General features: G+C 72.0%; 19 protein-coding genes. 5 read left to right on the top strand and 14 right to left on the bottom strand.

Translation table 11 applies throughout. The features are described 5' to 3' along the window. Nucleotides 1-116: 116 nt before the first annotated feature. Nucleotides 117-1406, top strand: a complete 1290-nt coding sequence (locus OG534_RS35270; RefSeq protein ID WP_326586356.1) for an MFS transporter — start codon at nt 117-119, stop codon at nt 1404-1406. 21 nt (nt 1407-1427) lie between these two features. Here the strand turns inward: OG534_RS35270 and OG534_RS35265 are convergent, their stop codons facing one another. From OG534_RS35265 to OG534_RS35255, 3 genes are all read right to left on the bottom strand, one after another. Further along, nucleotides 1428-1601, bottom strand: coding sequence for a hypothetical protein (locus OG534_RS35265; RefSeq protein WP_326586357.1), 174 nt, complete (start codon nt 1599-1601; stop codon nt 1428-1430). 504 nt (nt 1602-2105) lie between these two features. Next, complete coding sequence (locus OG534_RS35260; protein WP_326586358.1) at nt 2106-2906, bottom strand: MBL fold metallo-hydrolase; 801 nt, start codon at nt 2904-2906, stop codon at nt 2106-2108. Nucleotides 2907-3014: 108 nt separating this feature from the next. Next, entirely contained in the window at nt 3015-3953 is a 939-nt protein-coding gene (locus OG534_RS35255; RefSeq protein WP_326586359.1) for an aldo/keto reductase, read from the bottom strand. A 99-nt stretch (nt 3954-4052) separates the two neighbouring features. Here OG534_RS35255 and OG534_RS35250 point away from each other — a divergent pair, with 99 nt between their 5' ends. Further along, entirely contained in the window at nt 4053-4190 is a 138-nt protein-coding gene (locus tag OG534_RS35250) for a hypothetical protein (protein WP_326586360.1), read from the top strand. A 203-nt stretch (nt 4191-4393) separates the two neighbouring features. Continuing rightward, entirely contained in the window at nt 4394-5911 is a 1518-nt protein-coding gene (locus OG534_RS35245; RefSeq protein WP_326586361.1) for a UDP-N-acetylmuramoyl-L-alanyl-D-glutamate--2,6-diaminopimelate ligase, read from the top strand. Nucleotides 5912-6071: 160 nt separating this feature from the next. Here OG534_RS35245 and OG534_RS35240 read toward each other — a convergent pair whose 3' ends face one another. The 3 genes from OG534_RS35240 to OG534_RS35230 all read right to left on the bottom strand — a co-directional run bounded on the left by OG534_RS35240 (nt 6072) and on the right by OG534_RS35230 (nt 8765). Further along, nucleotides 6072-6809, bottom strand: coding sequence for a VOC family protein (locus OG534_RS35240; RefSeq protein ID WP_326586362.1), 738 nt, complete (start codon nt 6807-6809; stop codon nt 6072-6074). Nucleotides 6810-7045: 236 nt separating this feature from the next. After that, the gene (locus OG534_RS35235) at nt 7046-7714 is read right to left on the bottom strand and encodes a hypothetical protein (protein WP_326586363.1); all 669 of its coding nucleotides are present in this window, start codon (nt 7712-7714) and stop codon (nt 7046-7048) included. 106 nt (nt 7715-7820) lie between these two features. Then, entirely contained in the window at nt 7821-8765 is a 945-nt protein-coding gene (locus OG534_RS35230; protein WP_442807206.1) for a DUF5937 family protein, read from the bottom strand. Nucleotides 8766-8877: 112 nt separating this feature from the next. Here OG534_RS35230 and OG534_RS35225 point away from each other — a divergent pair, with 112 nt between their 5' ends. Next, the gene (locus tag OG534_RS35225; RefSeq protein ID WP_326586364.1) at nt 8878-9786 is read left to right on the top strand and encodes an oxidoreductase; all 909 of its coding nucleotides are present in this window, start codon (nt 8878-8880) and stop codon (nt 9784-9786) included. A 105-nt stretch (nt 9787-9891) separates the two neighbouring features. Here OG534_RS35225 and OG534_RS35220 read toward each other — a convergent pair whose 3' ends face one another. Beyond that, nucleotides 9892-10140: a hypothetical protein gene (locus OG534_RS35220; protein WP_326586365.1), complete on the bottom strand. Its 249-nt coding sequence runs from the start codon at nt 10138-10140 to the stop codon at nt 9892-9894. Nucleotides 10141-10184: 44 nt separating this feature from the next. Next, nucleotides 10185-10691, bottom strand: coding sequence for a hypothetical protein (locus OG534_RS35215; protein WP_326586366.1), 507 nt, complete (start codon nt 10689-10691; stop codon nt 10185-10187). Between the two features lie 278 nt (nt 10692-10969). On the opposite strand from OG534_RS35215, the gene OG534_RS35210 reads away from it, so the two are divergent. Further along, nucleotides 10970-11344 (top strand): toxin Doc, encoded by a 375-nt coding sequence (locus OG534_RS35210; protein WP_326586367.1) that lies wholly within the window; start codon nt 10970-10972, stop codon nt 11342-11344. Nucleotides 11345-11422: 78 nt separating this feature from the next. Here OG534_RS35210 and OG534_RS35205 read toward each other — a convergent pair whose 3' ends face one another. The 6 genes from OG534_RS35205 to OG534_RS35180 form a co-directional block, all read right to left on the bottom strand. Continuing rightward, a complete protein-coding gene (locus OG534_RS35205; RefSeq protein ID WP_326593422.1) occupies nt 11423-11809 on the bottom strand; it encodes a hypothetical protein in 387 nt (128 codons plus the stop codon). Nucleotides 11810-12121: 312 nt separating this feature from the next. Next, the gene (locus tag OG534_RS35200) at nt 12122-13051 is read right to left on the bottom strand and encodes a MurR/RpiR family transcriptional regulator (RefSeq protein ID WP_326586368.1); all 930 of its coding nucleotides are present in this window, start codon (nt 13049-13051) and stop codon (nt 12122-12124) included. A gap of 64 nt (nt 13052-13115) precedes the next feature. Beyond that, the gene (locus OG534_RS35195) at nt 13116-13823 is read right to left on the bottom strand and encodes an NADPH-dependent FMN reductase (protein WP_326586369.1); all 708 of its coding nucleotides are present in this window, start codon (nt 13821-13823) and stop codon (nt 13116-13118) included. A 125-nt stretch (nt 13824-13948) separates the two neighbouring features. Next, nucleotides 13949-14281, bottom strand: coding sequence for a TcmI family type II polyketide cyclase (locus OG534_RS35190; protein WP_326593423.1), 333 nt, complete (start codon nt 14279-14281; stop codon nt 13949-13951). A 29-nt stretch (nt 14282-14310) separates the two neighbouring features. Continuing rightward, on the bottom strand, nt 14311-14790 hold the full coding sequence (locus OG534_RS35185) for an SRPBCC family protein (protein ID WP_326586370.1): 480 nt from the start codon (nt 14788-14790) through the stop codon (nt 14311-14313). 1 nt (nt 14791) lies between these two features. After that, nucleotides 14792-15046: an acyl carrier protein gene (locus tag OG534_RS35180; protein ID WP_326586371.1), complete on the bottom strand. Its 255-nt coding sequence runs from the start codon at nt 15044-15046 to the stop codon at nt 14792-14794. Nucleotides 15047-15067: the final 21 nt, after the last annotated feature.

Genomic DNA, 15067 nt, shown 5'->3' with positions numbered 1-15067 from the left:
GCCCCTGATTCGCCCGTCCGAGGCGGGTACGGAGGCGTTCGGGCGGACGGGATCCGGCGGCGGTGCCGGAATAATCCGTTGCCGCGGCGGGTGACGCTCGCCGACGATGGCCTCTCGTGAGCACCTCCCGACTGACCGCCGTACTGCCCGACCTCGCCCCGTGGCGGTCGAGCCGCGACTTCCGGCTGCTGTTCTACCAGGGGACGGTCACGTACTTCGGCTCGTTCATGGCGATGATCGCGCTGCCGCTGCAGATCAAGCACCTGACGGACTCGCCGCTGGCGGTCGGCGCGATGGGCGCGGTGGAGCTGGTCCCGCTGGTGGTCTTCGGGCTGTACGGGGGCGCCCTCGCCGACGCGGTCGACCGGCGGCGGATGATCCTGCTGACCGAGGCGGGGCTCGGGGTGCTGGCCCTGGTGCTCCTGGTGAACGCCCTGCTGCCGGATCCGCTGCTGTGGCCGCTGTACGTGGTCGCGGCCGGCGTGTCGGCGCTGGCCGGGCTCCAGCGGCCGGCCCTGGACTCGCTGATGGCGCGGATCGTGCCGCACGACCAGCTCACCGCCGCCGCCGCGCTCAACGGGCTGCGCTACCAGGCCGGCGCGATCGCCGGTCCGGCGCTGGCCGGCCTGGTCGTCGCGTACGCCGGTCACGCCTCGGCCTACGGCGTCACGGTCGTGGGCTTCCTCGTCTCCGTGCTCCTGTGCCTACGGCTCAGCCCGGCTCCGCCCGCGAAGGACGCCGAGCGTCCGTCGCTGCGCGGGATCGCCGAGGGCGCGCGGTACGCGTGGAGCCGGCCCGTGCTGCTGGGGACGTACGCCGTGGACCTGGCGGCGATGTTCTTCGCCTTCCCGAACACGATCTTCCCCTTCCTCGCGGACGAGCTCGACGCGGTGTGGGCGCTGGGGCTGATGTACGCGGCGGGTGCGGTGGGCTCCCTGGTACTGGGGATGACCAGCGGCTGGACCTCCCGGGTCCGCCGGCACGGGCTGCTGGTGGTCATCGGGGCCGCGGTGTGGGGTGTGGCGATCGCGGCGGCCGGCGTGTTGCCCGGCATCTGGCTCGTGCTGCTGTGCCTCGCGGTGGCGGGCGCGGGCGACATGCTGAGCGGGCTCGGCCGCGCCACGATCTGGAACCAGACGATCCCCGAGGAGCTGCGGGGCCGGCTCGCGGGGATCGAGGTGCTCTCGTACAGCGTCGGCCCGCAGCTCGGTCAGGTCCGGGCGGGAACCATGGCCGGCTGGACCGGTACCCGTCCGGCCTTCTGGAGCGGCGGTCTGGCCTGTGTGGCATCGGTGGCGGTGCTGGCCGCGCTGCTGCCGAAGCTGATCTCCTACGACGCGCACACCGACGAGGACGCCCGGCGCCGCCGGGCCGCCCGGGAGGAACCGAGCGGCGCGCCCTCCTGAGGCCCCGGCCCGGCTGGTGTCTCAGTTCTCGTTCTCGGCGAGGATCCGGTCGGCCGCGTAGTGCGGGCAGTTGAGGGCGTGCCAGGTCACCGACAGGGAGACCGCTCCGGTCCGCAGGGTCCGCACGACACCGTCGGCGGCCGTGGCCTTGCAGAAGGGACACACAACGGTCTCCGGGCGTAGTAGATCGAACATGCCGGGTCCTTCCCGCAGCTTTCTCACACCGGACCAGTCCAGAACTATCAAATCCGGCGCCATTCGGCCGCAGTACCCACAAGTACGGATGGATATGGGAGGCCGTGGCCGTGCAGGAAGGGCGTCGGCGCGGGATCGGAAGGGGTCCGCGGAGGGCGGCCGCACCGGCGGGGACCCTTGCGGCGGCCCGGAGAGCGGCGGCGGACCGGGGGTGGCCGGCCGCCTGCGCCGTCAGCCCGGAGAGCGGGGCGACGCCGTTGGGATTGCGCAGGGCCGGCAAACTGACGGCGCCCGCGCGCCGCGGATGGTGCGGATGGTGCGGGGGTTACTCGCGAGGAAACACCGGCTTGTGCACGTACGAGACACCTCGCAGCACCCTCGGACGCGCGACGCGCGACGTGCGAGGGGGGACGGAATGACGGATGAACACCAAGCGCGGGCACAGTAACAGATGTTCAGCGGGGTGCAACCGCCCCTACCCCTACGATTCCAAGGCTATTCAGGTCATCCAGGTTCGAAGCCTGCGAGCATCTGTTCCAGTGCGGCCTGGTCCGGCCCCGTGTACGGATCGATGCCGGGGACCGCGGCGATGGTGTCGATGAACTGCGTGGTCAGGCCCACCGCCGGCGGCAGGTGCGTGCACAGGATGGTCTGCGGGTCCATCGACCGCAGCGGGTCCACGGTGGTCAGGAACCTGTCCGGATCCACCAGTTGCACCCACGGACTGTCCACGCTCGCCCACAGCCGCTGGGCGGCTCTCAGGTCCTCGGCCGGCACCGCCCCGACGTCGGTGCACGTGGCGGTGTCCGCGCTGGGCATGGGCCCGCCGAAGCAGTCGGAGCTGAAACAGGCCCGCGCATGGTCGTCGTAGAAGCCGACGGTCGCCGGATTGTCGAACAGCGGCGGCCGGAAGGCGTGCAGCGTACGGTCGCCCACGTCCAGGCTCTGGCCCGGATTGAGGAGGTAGACCCGGTCCATGGGCAGCGGCCGCTCGGTGGACATGATCCCGGCGCCCAGGAACGTGGTGATCAGGCGCGCCTCGGGAGCGGCGTCGAGGAGGGCGAAGAGGCCGCCCGTGTGATCGCGGTCCGGGTGCGTCAGCCAGATCCACCGCACGTCGGCGGGGTCGACCACCGAACCGAGCGTGTCGAGGAAGTCCCGGTCGGGCAGTCCGAGGCCGGTGTCGACGACCACCGGCTGCTCGGCGTGCAGCACGAACGCGTTGACCGGGAGGAAGCCGATGCCCGGTACCTCCAGGCAATCCGCGAGGACGGTGATGTCGGGTCCCACCTTGTGCGTGCTCATGGCGCCATCTCCCCAGGCCTGCGGGGTACGGGTTCTCCCTCCATCGTGGCGCCGTCGGGTTGCGCACGCGCGCGGGAGGCGGTACCCGCGCGGCTTCCCCGGCCGCGATCAGGGGAGCGGGACGCCGCGGGCCGTGATCCAGAGCTCGTACCACTCCTCGTGCGTGAGGTCGGGCTCGCGCAGCGCCGCGTCGCGGCAGGCGCGGATCCGGTCGGGGCGGGCGGTCCCGATGACGGGCGCGATGGCGGCGGGGTGCCGGATCAGCCACCACAGCAGGACCGACTCGGGCGTCGTGCCCTTGCGCCGGGCCAGCTCGTCCAGCAGCTGCGCGGTGGCCCGTTCGGCCGGTGTCTGCTGGAGGCCGGTGAACCGGCCCTGCGCCAGTGCCCCCCAGGCCTGGAGGCGGATGCCGTGGTCGCGGCAGTGCTCCAGGGTCCCGAACGGGAACCCGTTGGCCGCGGATCCGGGGGTGTTGAGCACCACCCCGGCCTCGACCCAGTCGCGGCTGTGCAGGCTCATCTCCAGCTGGTTCGCCACCAGCGGCACGTCGAGACGGGCCTGGAGGTGGGCGATCTGCGCGGCGCCCATGTTGGAGACGCCGAAGCTTCGTACGAGGCCCTGCCGGTGCAGGGAGGTCAGCGCGGCGGCGGTCGCGTCCACGTCCGCCAGCGGATCGGGGCGGTGCAGCAGGAGGACGTCGATCACATCGGTCCGCAGCCGGGTCAGGCTCTCCTCCACCCGCCGCGTGATGCTCTCGCCGCGCAGGTCGTAGATCCCCGGGCGGTCCGTGTCGCCCAGCCGGATCCCGCACTTGGTCTGGAGCGTGATGCGTTCGCGCAGCCCCGGCGTCCGCGCGAGCACCTCGCCGAACACGGCCTCGGCCTTGCCGTGCCGGTAGATGTCGGCGTGGTCGAAGGTGGTGATCCCGCTGTCGAGGGCGGCATGGACCGCCGCCTCGGCCTCGTCGATGTCGCCGGGCGCGTACGGACCGGGGTCCCAGCTCCCGCCCAGCCCCATGCACCCGTACAGCACCCGGTCGCCACTCATGCTCGCACTCCCGTTCGTCACCACGGCCTCACCCTAGGGGGTGCCCCGATCGTCTGCGGCCAGGGCTTCGCGTAGGCCGATCGGCCGTACACTCGGGCCATGGGTCATCCGGGTTCCACGAGGCAGTGCCTGCAGCAGGCCGCCTCCGTCGTGCGCCCGGCCGTCGTCCACCCCGCCCTCGCGGCTGACGTCGAGGCGCCCGAGACCCGCCGCATCGCCCTGCACGGCCACGGCTAGCGCTTCCCACCTCCCGGGCGGGCCGCTGCCCCACGCGACCGTCAGGCCTCTCCCGCCGGGCTGATCCGCCTCGTTCCGTTCTCACCGGACGAAGGCCCGCCCCGCCCCGCTCCACGGCACCACCGCAGCTTCCCGGCATGCCGCCGGCGCTGCCGCCTGGCTACGGCCGCACGCCCGGGCCGAGCCACCTCGAAGGGATCATTGTGAAGTTGAGCGAGTTGCTGGCCGGCCAGGAGCACCACGTACTCCATGGGAACCCGGAGACGACGTCGATCACCGCGGGAACCACGTTCGACGCCGACCGGGTGATGCCCGGCTCGCTGTTCATCGCCGTACCAGGACACCGGGAGGGGGGACCGGATTCCGTGTCTCCCGCACTCGCGCGCGGAGCGGCCGCGGTGCTCGTCGACGGCAGCGAACCGGCTCTCCCGGCGTCGGTGTGGCCGCCAGGCGCGTGCGCCGTACGGGTCCCCGACACCCGGACCGCCGCCGCGATCGTGACCTCGCGCTATTTCGGCGAGCCCGGGCGGCAGATGGACATGGTGGCGATCACCGGCACCAACGGCAAGACCTCGGTGTCGTACATGGTCGAGTCCGCCCTGCGGATCTCCGAGGGCGCGAAGGTGGGGGTCATCGGCACCGCCGGCAGCCGGATCGGCGACGAGCAGATCCCGATGCCGCGCTCGGTGCTGACCACGCCGGAGTCGCCGGACCTGCAGTACCTGCTGGGGTACATGCGCGACCACGGCGCCGGCAGCGTGGTGCTGGAGGCCACCTCGATGGGCCTGCTGACGCACCGGGTCGACCGTACCTTCATCGACGTCGGCGTCTTCACGAACCTGACGCAGGACCACCTGGACGACCACGGCACGATGGCGAACTACCGGGACGCCAAACTCCGGCTGTTCCAGGGCCTGTGCCGGCACGCGGTGGTCAACGCCGACGACCCCGTGGGCGCCGGCATCCAGGCGATGATGCCCGGGGCGGTGACCACGTACGCACTCGACGCCCCGGCGGACTACCGGGCCACCGACCTCGCCGTGAGTGCCTCGGGGACACGGTTCACCCTCCATCACGGCGGGCGCACATATCCGGCGTCGATCCCCGTCCCGGGCAGGTTCTCGGTGGCCAACGCGCTGGCCACCGTCGCGGCCTGTCACGTCCTGGGCCACGACCTGGGCGCCCTGGTCGCCGCGCTCGACCTGATGCCTCCCGTACCGGGCCGGTTCGAGCGCTTCCGGACCCCGCTCGGCACCTCCGTGATCGTGGACTACGCCCACTCGCCGGATTCCCTGGAGAAGGTCCTGACCACCATCCGCGGCTTCGCGCGCGGCCGGGTCGTCACCGTCTTCGGCTGCGGCGGCGACCGCGACACCACCAAGCGGGCCGACATGGGGACGATCGCCGGAACCCACTCCGACCTCTGCGTCCTCACGTCGGACAACCCCCGCAACGAGGATCCCGAGGCCATCCTGGACGAGGTCGCCCCCGGCATCGCGAAGACCGGCACCCCCTTCGAACGGTGCGCCGACCGCCGCCGGGCGATCGAGTTCGCCCTGTCGGCCGCGGGCCCCGAGGACGTCGTCCTGATCGCCGGGAAGGGCAGTGAGCCCTACCAGATCGTCGGGGAGGAACTGCTCCCCTTCAGCGACATGGCCACGGTGCGCGAGCTCGCCGCGGCCCAGGCCGCCGCGCTGCCCGCGCACGTGATCTGTTCGTAGGCCGCCCGTCCGCCGGTGCCGGACCGTCCGGAGGTCGCCGAAGGCCGGCGCGTAGCGTCGCCGTAGGCGCCGGGGCCCTACGGGCACCGCCGGTGGCTGCGGCCCGCTCGTGGCGGGTCTGCGCCGTTGGCCCGCAACCGGCCGGAGCCGTTGCTCAAGGTCAGCGAGGGGTGAGGAGACAGAACTCGTTGCTCTCCGGGTCGGCCAGAACCGTCCAGGAGATTGCAGACTGGTCAATACCGGGGTCGGTGGCGCCCAGGGCGCGCAGTCGGGCCTCTTCTGCTTCCAGGTCGTCACCGGGGTAGGGGCAGATGTCGAGGTGGACGCGGTTCCACACGCTCTTGGTGTCGGGGGTGCGGAGGAACTCCAGGTAGGGGCCGACGCCTTTGGCGGAACGCATGGTCGCGTGGTCGTCGGTGACCTCATGGAGCGTCCAGTCCATCGCCTCGCCCCAGAACCGGGCCATCGCTCGTGGGTCGGCGCAGTCGACCACCACCGCGGCGATCGGCCCGGTGTCCTGATGGATCGGACGGGGTTCCAGGACGCAGAACTCGTTGCCCTCCGGATCGGCCATGACCGTCCAGGGGACGTTGCCCTGACCCACGTCGGCGAGCGTCGCGCCCAGACCCTGCAGGCGCGCGACCAACTCCGCCTGATGGGCGGTCGAGGTGGTGGCCAGATCAAGGTGTACCCGGTTCTTCACCGTTTTGGGTTCCGGGCGGGCGATGATGTCGATGCAGACGGCCACGGGGTCGGGGTAGGCGAAGCCCACGGGTTCGAGGTTTGTCACGCCGGGTCCCTCGCTGTCGACACCCCACCCGAGTGCCTCCGCCCAGAACCGGCCGAGCGCGGAGTCGTCCTGGGCCTTCATGTTGATCTGTACGAGTCTTGTTGCCATGCCGGAGATCCTAGAAGCCGCCGTCGGCCCGGGCCACGGTCGGCCTGCTGGAGGGCATGCCATGACGCTGAGGGTCGCGGCTTCTTCACACGGTGCTTGAGTCGGACTTCCTCTTCCGTAGCAGCTGGACCGTTTCTCAGCCGTCCAATCGACATCGTGCGGCTCGGCGTTCTCAGCGAACGGGGAGAGCAACAGCTGCTCAGGCGATCCGCGCTTCGCTCGTCAGCCGGACAGACCTAGGCCCGGGTGCAGACGTGGGTGGTGGTGCTGCCCGAGGCTTCGATGTGGCGGACGGTCAGCTTGTTGTCGGCGTAGGTGACCGAGAGGCGCTGGCCGTCGCCCGCGTTCCTGTGGCCCGGCGGCTGCCAGGGGAGCGTGAGTTCGACGCGGTCGCCCACCGTCAGCGGGACCGCGTGGGCCTGGGTGCCCCGCTCGCGGGTCAGTGCCGCCGGGCCTTCGTGGGCCTCGATCGCCAGGACCCCGCTCCCGTGCAGCCGGTAGCCGCCCTGCCAGGTGCCCGCCTTGCCGCCCCATTCGATGGTCCAGGAGTGGAGGTCGACCGTGGCCTTGCCCCGGGCCACGTCGCCGCCCGGCACGGTCGACTCGATGGTCCAGGCGCCCTTGACGAACGCCTCGAAGGAGCGGTCCAGTACGCCCCGCTTGGTGGGGGTGGCCGCGGTGGCGGAGGGCTGCGCGGGCGCCGCCGAGGTCGGGGAAGCGCCCGAGGTCGGGGAAGCCGAGGCCCCGGAGGGAGCGGGGGCGCCGGAAGTGGCCCCCGTGGCCGCCTGCCGGTCCTTGCCCGTGCAGGCCGCGAGCAAGGACGCGCCGACGCCGATGGCCAGGTAGCGCAGCGCGTTGCGCCGGCCGATGATGCCCGCCGCGGTGCGGATGTCACGTACCGTCATTCTTCCCCCGATGAAGATGAGTTGGATCAAAGAGGCAAGTGTACGAGGGGCCCGTGCAGCCTTTCGGTCTCCCCCGGGCCTTGCGCCCCGGGCGGCGGCGGTGCCCTCACGGGCGGGCGGCGAGGAGGGACTCGGCCACGCCGGTGCGGGCGTAGAGCACGGAGCGGCCGGCCCGGTGGGCGCTGACCAGACCCGCGTCGCGCAGTGCGGTGAGGCACTGGGACACCCCGGCGGCCGAGAGCCCCGTACGGCGGGCCAGTTCGGTGGTCGAGGCCGGTGTCTCCAGTTCGGTCAGCAGCAGGGTCCGGGAGCGGCCGAGTACGGCGGCCAGGGCCTCGGTCCGGGTGACGGGCCGGGGTTCCCGCAGCGAGCCCGTGCCGCGCGCCGGGTAGGCGAGTTGGGGCGGCTCGGGCGGCGTCACCCGGGTGAACGGGACCGGCCCCGTGAAGGCCGAGGGGATCAGCAGCAGCCCTGCGCCCGCCGTCGTCCGGGACAGGGGCCGGTGGCGGCGGTCCAGCCGGAGCGCGTTGTCGTCCCGGCTCACCGAGGGGTGCAGAGCGTTGAAGAGACGGCCCGCGCCGTGCTCGGCGACCCGTCGGGACCGGTGGAAGACGTCGGCTTCGAGTACCGCCCGGATCCGTGCCCAGTAGGGCGCGAGCGCCAGCTCCCAGTAGGTCTCGATCTCTTCCGTGACCCGGCCCAGGCGGGCCCGCGGTTCGGCGTACAGGGTCCGCGCCCGCGGGCCGAGGCCTCCCTGCTCCTGCCCGAGGCGGTCGAGCTCCCGGCGTACCCGGTCGGCGGGAGAGGCCCGGATCCCGGCGAGCTCCTCGGCCAGGTCCGGAGCCGGCCCGGTCGGCGCCGGGTTGAGGAAGTCCGGCACGTACCCCGAGGGCGGGATCAGCTCGGCCAGCCAGCCCCGGTCCAGGCCGGCGGCCGCCAGCCGCGGCCGTACCTGCGCTGCCCAGGGCCGGTGCACGAGGGGTGTGGACCCGGAGCGCAGCAGCCGGAAGCTGGGCCCGACCTCCCACATCGGCGACACGGCGAACCGCATCTGCGCCAGATCACTCACCGAGAAGGACAACTCCGCCAGCACAGCCACCCCGTGGATTCGCACATGCCTGAATCAATGGCCTGGCAGCGTACCCGGTGGCGATCATCCGGGCATGACCTCACAGACCATCACCGCTGCGGCATCCGGCACGTGGACACTCGGCGACGTGGAGATCAACCGCATCGGCTTCGGCGCGATGCGCCTGACGCAGCAGGGCGAGGCCTTCGCGGACGACGCCGTGGCGAGCGACCGCGGCCGGGCGATCGGCGTGCTGCGCCGCGCGGTCGAGCTGGGCGTGAACCACATCGACACCGCCGCGTTCTACTTCTCGCCGCTGCGCTCCGCCAACGAGCTGATCAACCGGGCGCTGGCGCCCTATCCGGAGGACCTCGTGATCACCACCAAGGTCGGGCCCGGCCGCGGCCCGTCCGGGACGTGGCTTCCCCACGCCTCCCCCGGGCAGCTGCGCGCCCAGGTCGAGGAGAACCTGCGCCAGCTCGGCCGTGACCACCTCGACGTGGTGAACCTGCGCGTCGTCGGAACCGATTCCCTCGCGGAGCGCTTCGGAGAGCTGGCCCGGCTCCGCGATACCGGCCTCATCCGCCACCTGGGGATCTCCAACGTCACCCCCGAGCACCTCGCCGAGGCCCGGGCCATCGCGCCGGTGGTCTGCGTGCAGAACATGTACGGGATCGGCGTGCGGCCCGAGCAGGACGCGTTGCTGCACACCTGCGGCGAGCAGGGGATCGCGTTCGTGCCGTTCTACTCCATCGCCGCCGCCGGAGGGCAGGCGGGCGCGAGCGGCGCCGAGAGCGAGGAGGTGCGTGCCGTCGCGCGGGCGCACGGGGCGAGCCCGGCGCAGGTACGGCTGGCGTGGACGCTCCACCGGGGGCCGCACGTGCTGGCCATCCCCGGTACCGGCAACCCCGGCCACCTGGACGCGAACGTGGCCGCCGGAGCGCTGCGCCTCTCCGCGGACGATCTGGCCGTCCTGGAAGCCCTCCACCGGGGCACGGCGTGAGCCGAGGGCGGCGTAAGCAGCGGGCGGCGTAAGCCGAGCGATCGGGCCACCGCCGCCGAGGGTCCGGACGCCGGCCCCGCGGGCGTCGCGCGGGGACGGCGGCCGTCAGGGGAGGTCGTCGGTCGGCGGGTCCGCCTCGTACACGTGGGGGGTGTCCCCTTCCCACTCCACCAGCTCGATGCCGCTGAGGACCACGTCGTCGGGGTCCGGCATGCCGGCGCGCCGCAGGAACTCGATGACGTCCTCGTCCGAGCGGGCGAGGCCGAGGGACTCTTCTCCGCTCGGGGTCCGCAGGGTCACCTGCCGGCCTCCCGACGGGAAGATCCGGTGCACGACGACGGGCGCATGATGCATACCCCCAGCCTCGCTCCGCCGGCCCGGCCCGGCACCCCGGGGGCTCAGGGCGTACGGCCGACGGTGGCGGCGCCGTCCGACGCGGCCGGGATGCGGAACATCGAGGGGTCCGGGTAGGTCGCCTTCTCGGCCCGCACGACCTCCTCGATCTCCGCCCTGAAGGCGGGCTCGAAGAAGTCGACGGCCAGCAGGAGCCGCAGTCCCCGCAGGGTCGGGTCGAGCAGCGGGCGGGCCATCCGGGCCCCGCCTCCGGCGAGGCCGGTGAATCCGGCCCGCGCGGTCGTCGATCTCCCGCTCACGCGGTCCTCGAGTCCGGCGGCCGCGTACCCGGCGATCAGCGCGAGTTCGGTGAGGAACTTCCGGGTGCCGAGGGCCATCTCCTCGGCACCCTGCAGGGTCTGGACGGAGCCGCCCGCCACCTTGAAGTCGTCGCTGTTGCGCTTGAGGCCGCGCGCCTCGTACACGGCGTGCGCCTCCTCGAAGAGCCGCCCCGCCTCGTCGACCGCCTTCATCGCCGTCACCAGCTGGTCGATGTCGATCTCGCGCTTCACGCTGCCTCCTGGTCCGGAACTGTGGTGCACAGACCGTAGGAGGCAAAGCGTCCCCGGCGGAACACCCCTGCGCCGGTCAGATCTCGCGGCCGCCGGCGCCGCCCGGGGGTCCTTCTCGCGGCCCCGGATCCAACTCGCCCTGCCCTCTTGCGGCTTGGTTCCGGGACGGGCCGAACCGCCCCTGGCCCCCCGTGCCGCCCGAGGCGTACGTTCCGCGCGGATCCCCACCCGGGGCGAAACGCCCCGCGGCCGGGCCTCGGGCGGGGATACTCGGACGCGTGGAACTGCACATCGATCACCGCTGGCTGTTGGAGCGGCAGGAGGCGCTGTTCAAGGACGTGGAGGTGGCCGACCACTCCGCCCTGGTCGCCGCCGTCGCCCGGCACCGGGTGAACACGCCCAGCCTGGAAGTGGACGACCCCGACGCCTACTGGCGTGCGGCCGCCCTGCTCGACGCGATCGTCCTGCTGCGGCCGCTCCCCGACTCGAACGAGTACTTCGCCTACGGGGTGGCCGTCGCGTACATCGAGGCCTCCGGCAAGGCGGTGGAGGCCTCGTACGAGCAGTGGCGCGACCTCATCACCGACATCCGCATGCTGCGCGTGAACGTCTTCGGCGTGGCCGCCCGGCTCCGCTCCTGGCAACCCGCCTAGGACCCGACCGAGCCGGACCGGTCCGGGCCCGTCGTACGGGCCGTCGTACGGACCCGCCGCCCAGGCCCGTCCGCGCCCTCAGCGCCGGCGCTGGGCCGGGGTGCCCACGAGGAGCGCGTCGGAGACGAGCCGCGCGCCGCGGGCGAGGCGGCTGAGCTGCTCCAGCTCCACCGCGTACATCTTGATCGAGTTCTCGATGACCGATTCGGCTATGCCCATCGTCGGCAGTTCCGCGCGGCTGGTCTGCAGGGCCGTCCGCACGGCGCGCATCTCGTGCTGCAGCTGGAGCTGGACGTGCCGGGCCAGGAGCGCGTGGTGGCGGGTCAGGGTGAGGTAGCCGCCGTAGCGGGCCGGGAGGAGGTCCCGCAGCCAGCGCGTGGCCGTGCGTTCCCAGTCGTGCGTCCCGGGCGCCTTGACCTGCATGGGCCAGTCCGGGCTGAGCGTAAACGTGGCCGTCTGGGGCATTCTCGTCACTTCCGAGTGGTGTCGAAGCTCTGATCGAGACGTTCTGGGGGCGGCCTCGGCCCAGGGGTTGACCGAGGCCGCCATGGGCGCTCTGCAGGATCCGAAAGCCTGGACTCGACACGCGGTCGCGACGTGAGGAGGTTCGTCGTGCCGCGCGTACGTTCGGAAGGACGTGGGGACGTCCTCCTTGGCATCTGGTGGATCAGGAGCGCCGTCGTCAGTAAACATATATACCGTCGAGTAAGCAAGAGTATGAAAAATTTCATGCACCTCGACGGCTGAATATCCCCTGGTGGAGTCGACTGGAATGCCCTAGAGGAAGAAGCCGTGCTGATCGGCCACGTGCTCGTAGTCCTCCAGGCGCGCCTGCGTCCGCTCGGGGTCCGCGTCGGCCATCGCCTGCAGCAGGGCCGCGGACAGCATCCCGGGCGCCGCGTACGAGTCGAACACCAGGCGGGACCCCGTCCCCGCCGTCAGGGCCACGTCCGCCTCGTCCACCAGCGGCCCCAGGGTGGTATCCGTGATCAGGACCACACGCAGCCCCGTGCTCCGGGCGGCCCGGATGGCGGCCAGGGTCTCCTTGGCGTGCCGCGGCATGGCGAAGGCCAGGACCCAGGTGCCGCCGGCCGCCCTGGACTGGAGCAGCGCGTCGAAGGCGACGCTGCCGCCGCGCGTCACCAGCCGAACGTCGGGGTGGATGCGCCGGGCGGCGTAGGCGAAGTACTCCGCCAGGGAGACCGAGATCCGCAGGCCGAGGATGGTCAGCGGCACCGAGGCGGCCAGTTCGCGGCCGATGTCCAGCACCTGGTTGGTGTCGGCGAGCAGCCGGCGCACGTTCTCCAGGTTCTCGATCTCCGCGTCGACGGCCGCCTGGAGCTCATTGCGGCGGATCTGCTCGCGGGTGTCCGTGGCGCCGGCGACCGCGCTCAGCGCGATCGGCTGGAGCACGTCGCGCAGGGCGGGGTAGCCGCTGAATCCGAGGGAGGCGGCGAACCGGGTGACGGAGGGCTGGCTCACGCCCACCCGTTCGGCGAGCTCGGTGATCGAGAGGAACGCGGCCTCGGTGAGGTGGTCGATCAGGTACTGGGCGATGCGGCGCTGGCCCGGTGACAGGCGGCGGCCGTCGAAGAGCGCGAGGAGCCGGTCGGCCGGAGGGCGGACCTCTTCGGACGACTGACCGCTCGGCTGGCCGCTCGGCGTGATCGCAGCCGCCTGCGCGCGTGCCCGCTGCCCCGATGACACCGGAGGGCCTCCTTCTCACGTCACTCGCGCTCCAACATAGCTCACGCCCTGTGGCCGATGATGATCAGTCCTGGGCGCGGGAGGTCACCGGGGCGTCGGTGCGGTCGCCCAGGAACTCGTACCAGCGGCGCTGCAGGCACAGGTAGCGGGTGTCGGCCTCGACGAGGTCGAGGAAGGAGCCGATCGTCGCGTTGAGCCGTTCGTCGAGTTCCCGGTCGGCGAGTGCGCTCTCCTCGGTGAACGCGTGGTGGGCGTTGGCGAGGCTGAACATGTCGGGGTAGACGCGGGCGCCGAGGTGTTCCAGCGGTACGCGCAGGGCCCAGAGGCCGCGGTTGCCGCCGACCATCGAGGGCGAGGCGGACACCAGCAGCGTCTGCTTGTCCTTGAAGGGCTGCGGGCTGTAGCGGGAGACCCAGTCGATGGCGTTCTTCAGCGCGCCCGGGACGGAGGCGTTGTACTCGGGCGAGGAGATGATCAGCGCCTGCGCGTCCTCGATCCGCCGGCAGAGGTCCAGGGCGGCCTTCGGCAGCCCCTCGTCGGCCTCCGCGTCCCCGTCGTACGACGACATCGGGAAGTCACCGAGCGTGGCGGCTTCCGCGACGGCGCCGGCCCGGCCCACCTGGGCGGCGACCAGTGCCGCGAGCCGGGCGTTGACCGAGCCGGTGCGGGAGGAGCCGGACAGGACGAGCACGCGCAGGGAGGTCTGGGCGTGCTCGTCGTCGTGCGGACGGGCCGGATCCGCCGGGAAGCGGTCGTTGTCTGTCGGGTTCATGCCGGTCTCCTGCTCTCTGCGCTCTGTTCTCGGTTCTCTGCGCTCTCGGGCACCTGCTGCGGGGTCCTCGGCACGCGCGGCGGGACCCGCACACTCCGGTGTGCGGGTCCCGTCCGGGCCGCGGGTCACTTCGCGCCGGGGTTCTCCCAGCGGTAGAACTCGTGGGCCATGGCGTCCTTCGGGCTGCGCCAGGTCTCCGGGTTGTGCGGGCTGACGTAGGCGGTGAGCCGGTCGCTGAGGTCCCGGAACTCCGGGTGGCCGGTGACCTTCGCGATGGCCGGGCCGGGCGGCCGGTCCGCCTCGATCAGGTGCATGTAGACGTCGCCGAACTGGAACAGGCTGCGGCGCGAGACCCCTACCAGGTGCGGCAGTTCGCCCGCGTCCGAGCTCGCGAAGAGCTCGGCGATGTCGGGCGCCGATCCCGGCGCCATGCGGGCGACGATGAGGGCGCGGTGCATCTGGTTCATCCGGGTGGTTGCCTTTCGCTTCAGAGACGGCTGACGGCGGGAGTGCGGTTCTCGCGCTCGCGCTGCTCGATCTTGTCCCGGATGAGCGCCATCTGGATCGGGGAGTTGCGGTTGATGTTGTCGGTCATCCACACGTCGTCGACGGGTGCGTCGGGCTTCATCGCGAAGTCTTGGGTCCACTTCATCCGGGTGCCGCCGGGCACCTTGAAGTACTGCCAGTGGATGTCCATGTGCGCGAACGGGCCGGTCTCCACCCGCCGGGCCCGGACCGAGAGGGTCTTGCGGTCGACGGTGCGCTCCGAGACCCAGCTCCACACCTTGCCGTTCTCGTCGGGGTGCATCGTCAGGCGGAACCGGGTGGTGTCGCCCTCCTGTTCGAGGATCTCCAGCGACGCGTACTCGCTGAACAGCTGCGGCCAGCTCGGGAGGTCGTTGGTCATCTCCCACACGACGTCCACGGGCGCGTTGACGGTGATCTCGTTCTCGGTGTGTCCTGGCATCTCAGGCTCCGGTCATCAGGCTGTTGTTGACGAGGTCGAGGAATTCCCCGGGGGTCTTGCAGCGGTCGGCTTCGGTGGGCAGTGCCCGCCCGCGCCGGTTCTCCAGTTCGCCGACGATGCCGAGCAGGCCCAGCGAATCGAGGCCGTACTCGTCGAACGCCGAGTCCGGTCGTCGCGCCATGTCGGCGGGGTCGACGGTGATGCCGGCGGTCTTCATCAGCACCGCCAGCTCCTCCAGGGTCAGTCGGTCGGACATGCGGGGTCTCTCTTCCTGTGA

This window comes from Streptomyces sp. NBC_01294 (genome assembly GCF_035917235.1).
Classification (GTDB): domain Bacteria; phylum Actinomycetota; class Actinomycetes; order Streptomycetales; family Streptomycetaceae; genus Streptomyces; species Streptomyces caledonius.
Note: the sequence above shows the minus strand (reverse complement) of the source record. Positions and strands in the feature narration are given on the sequence as shown.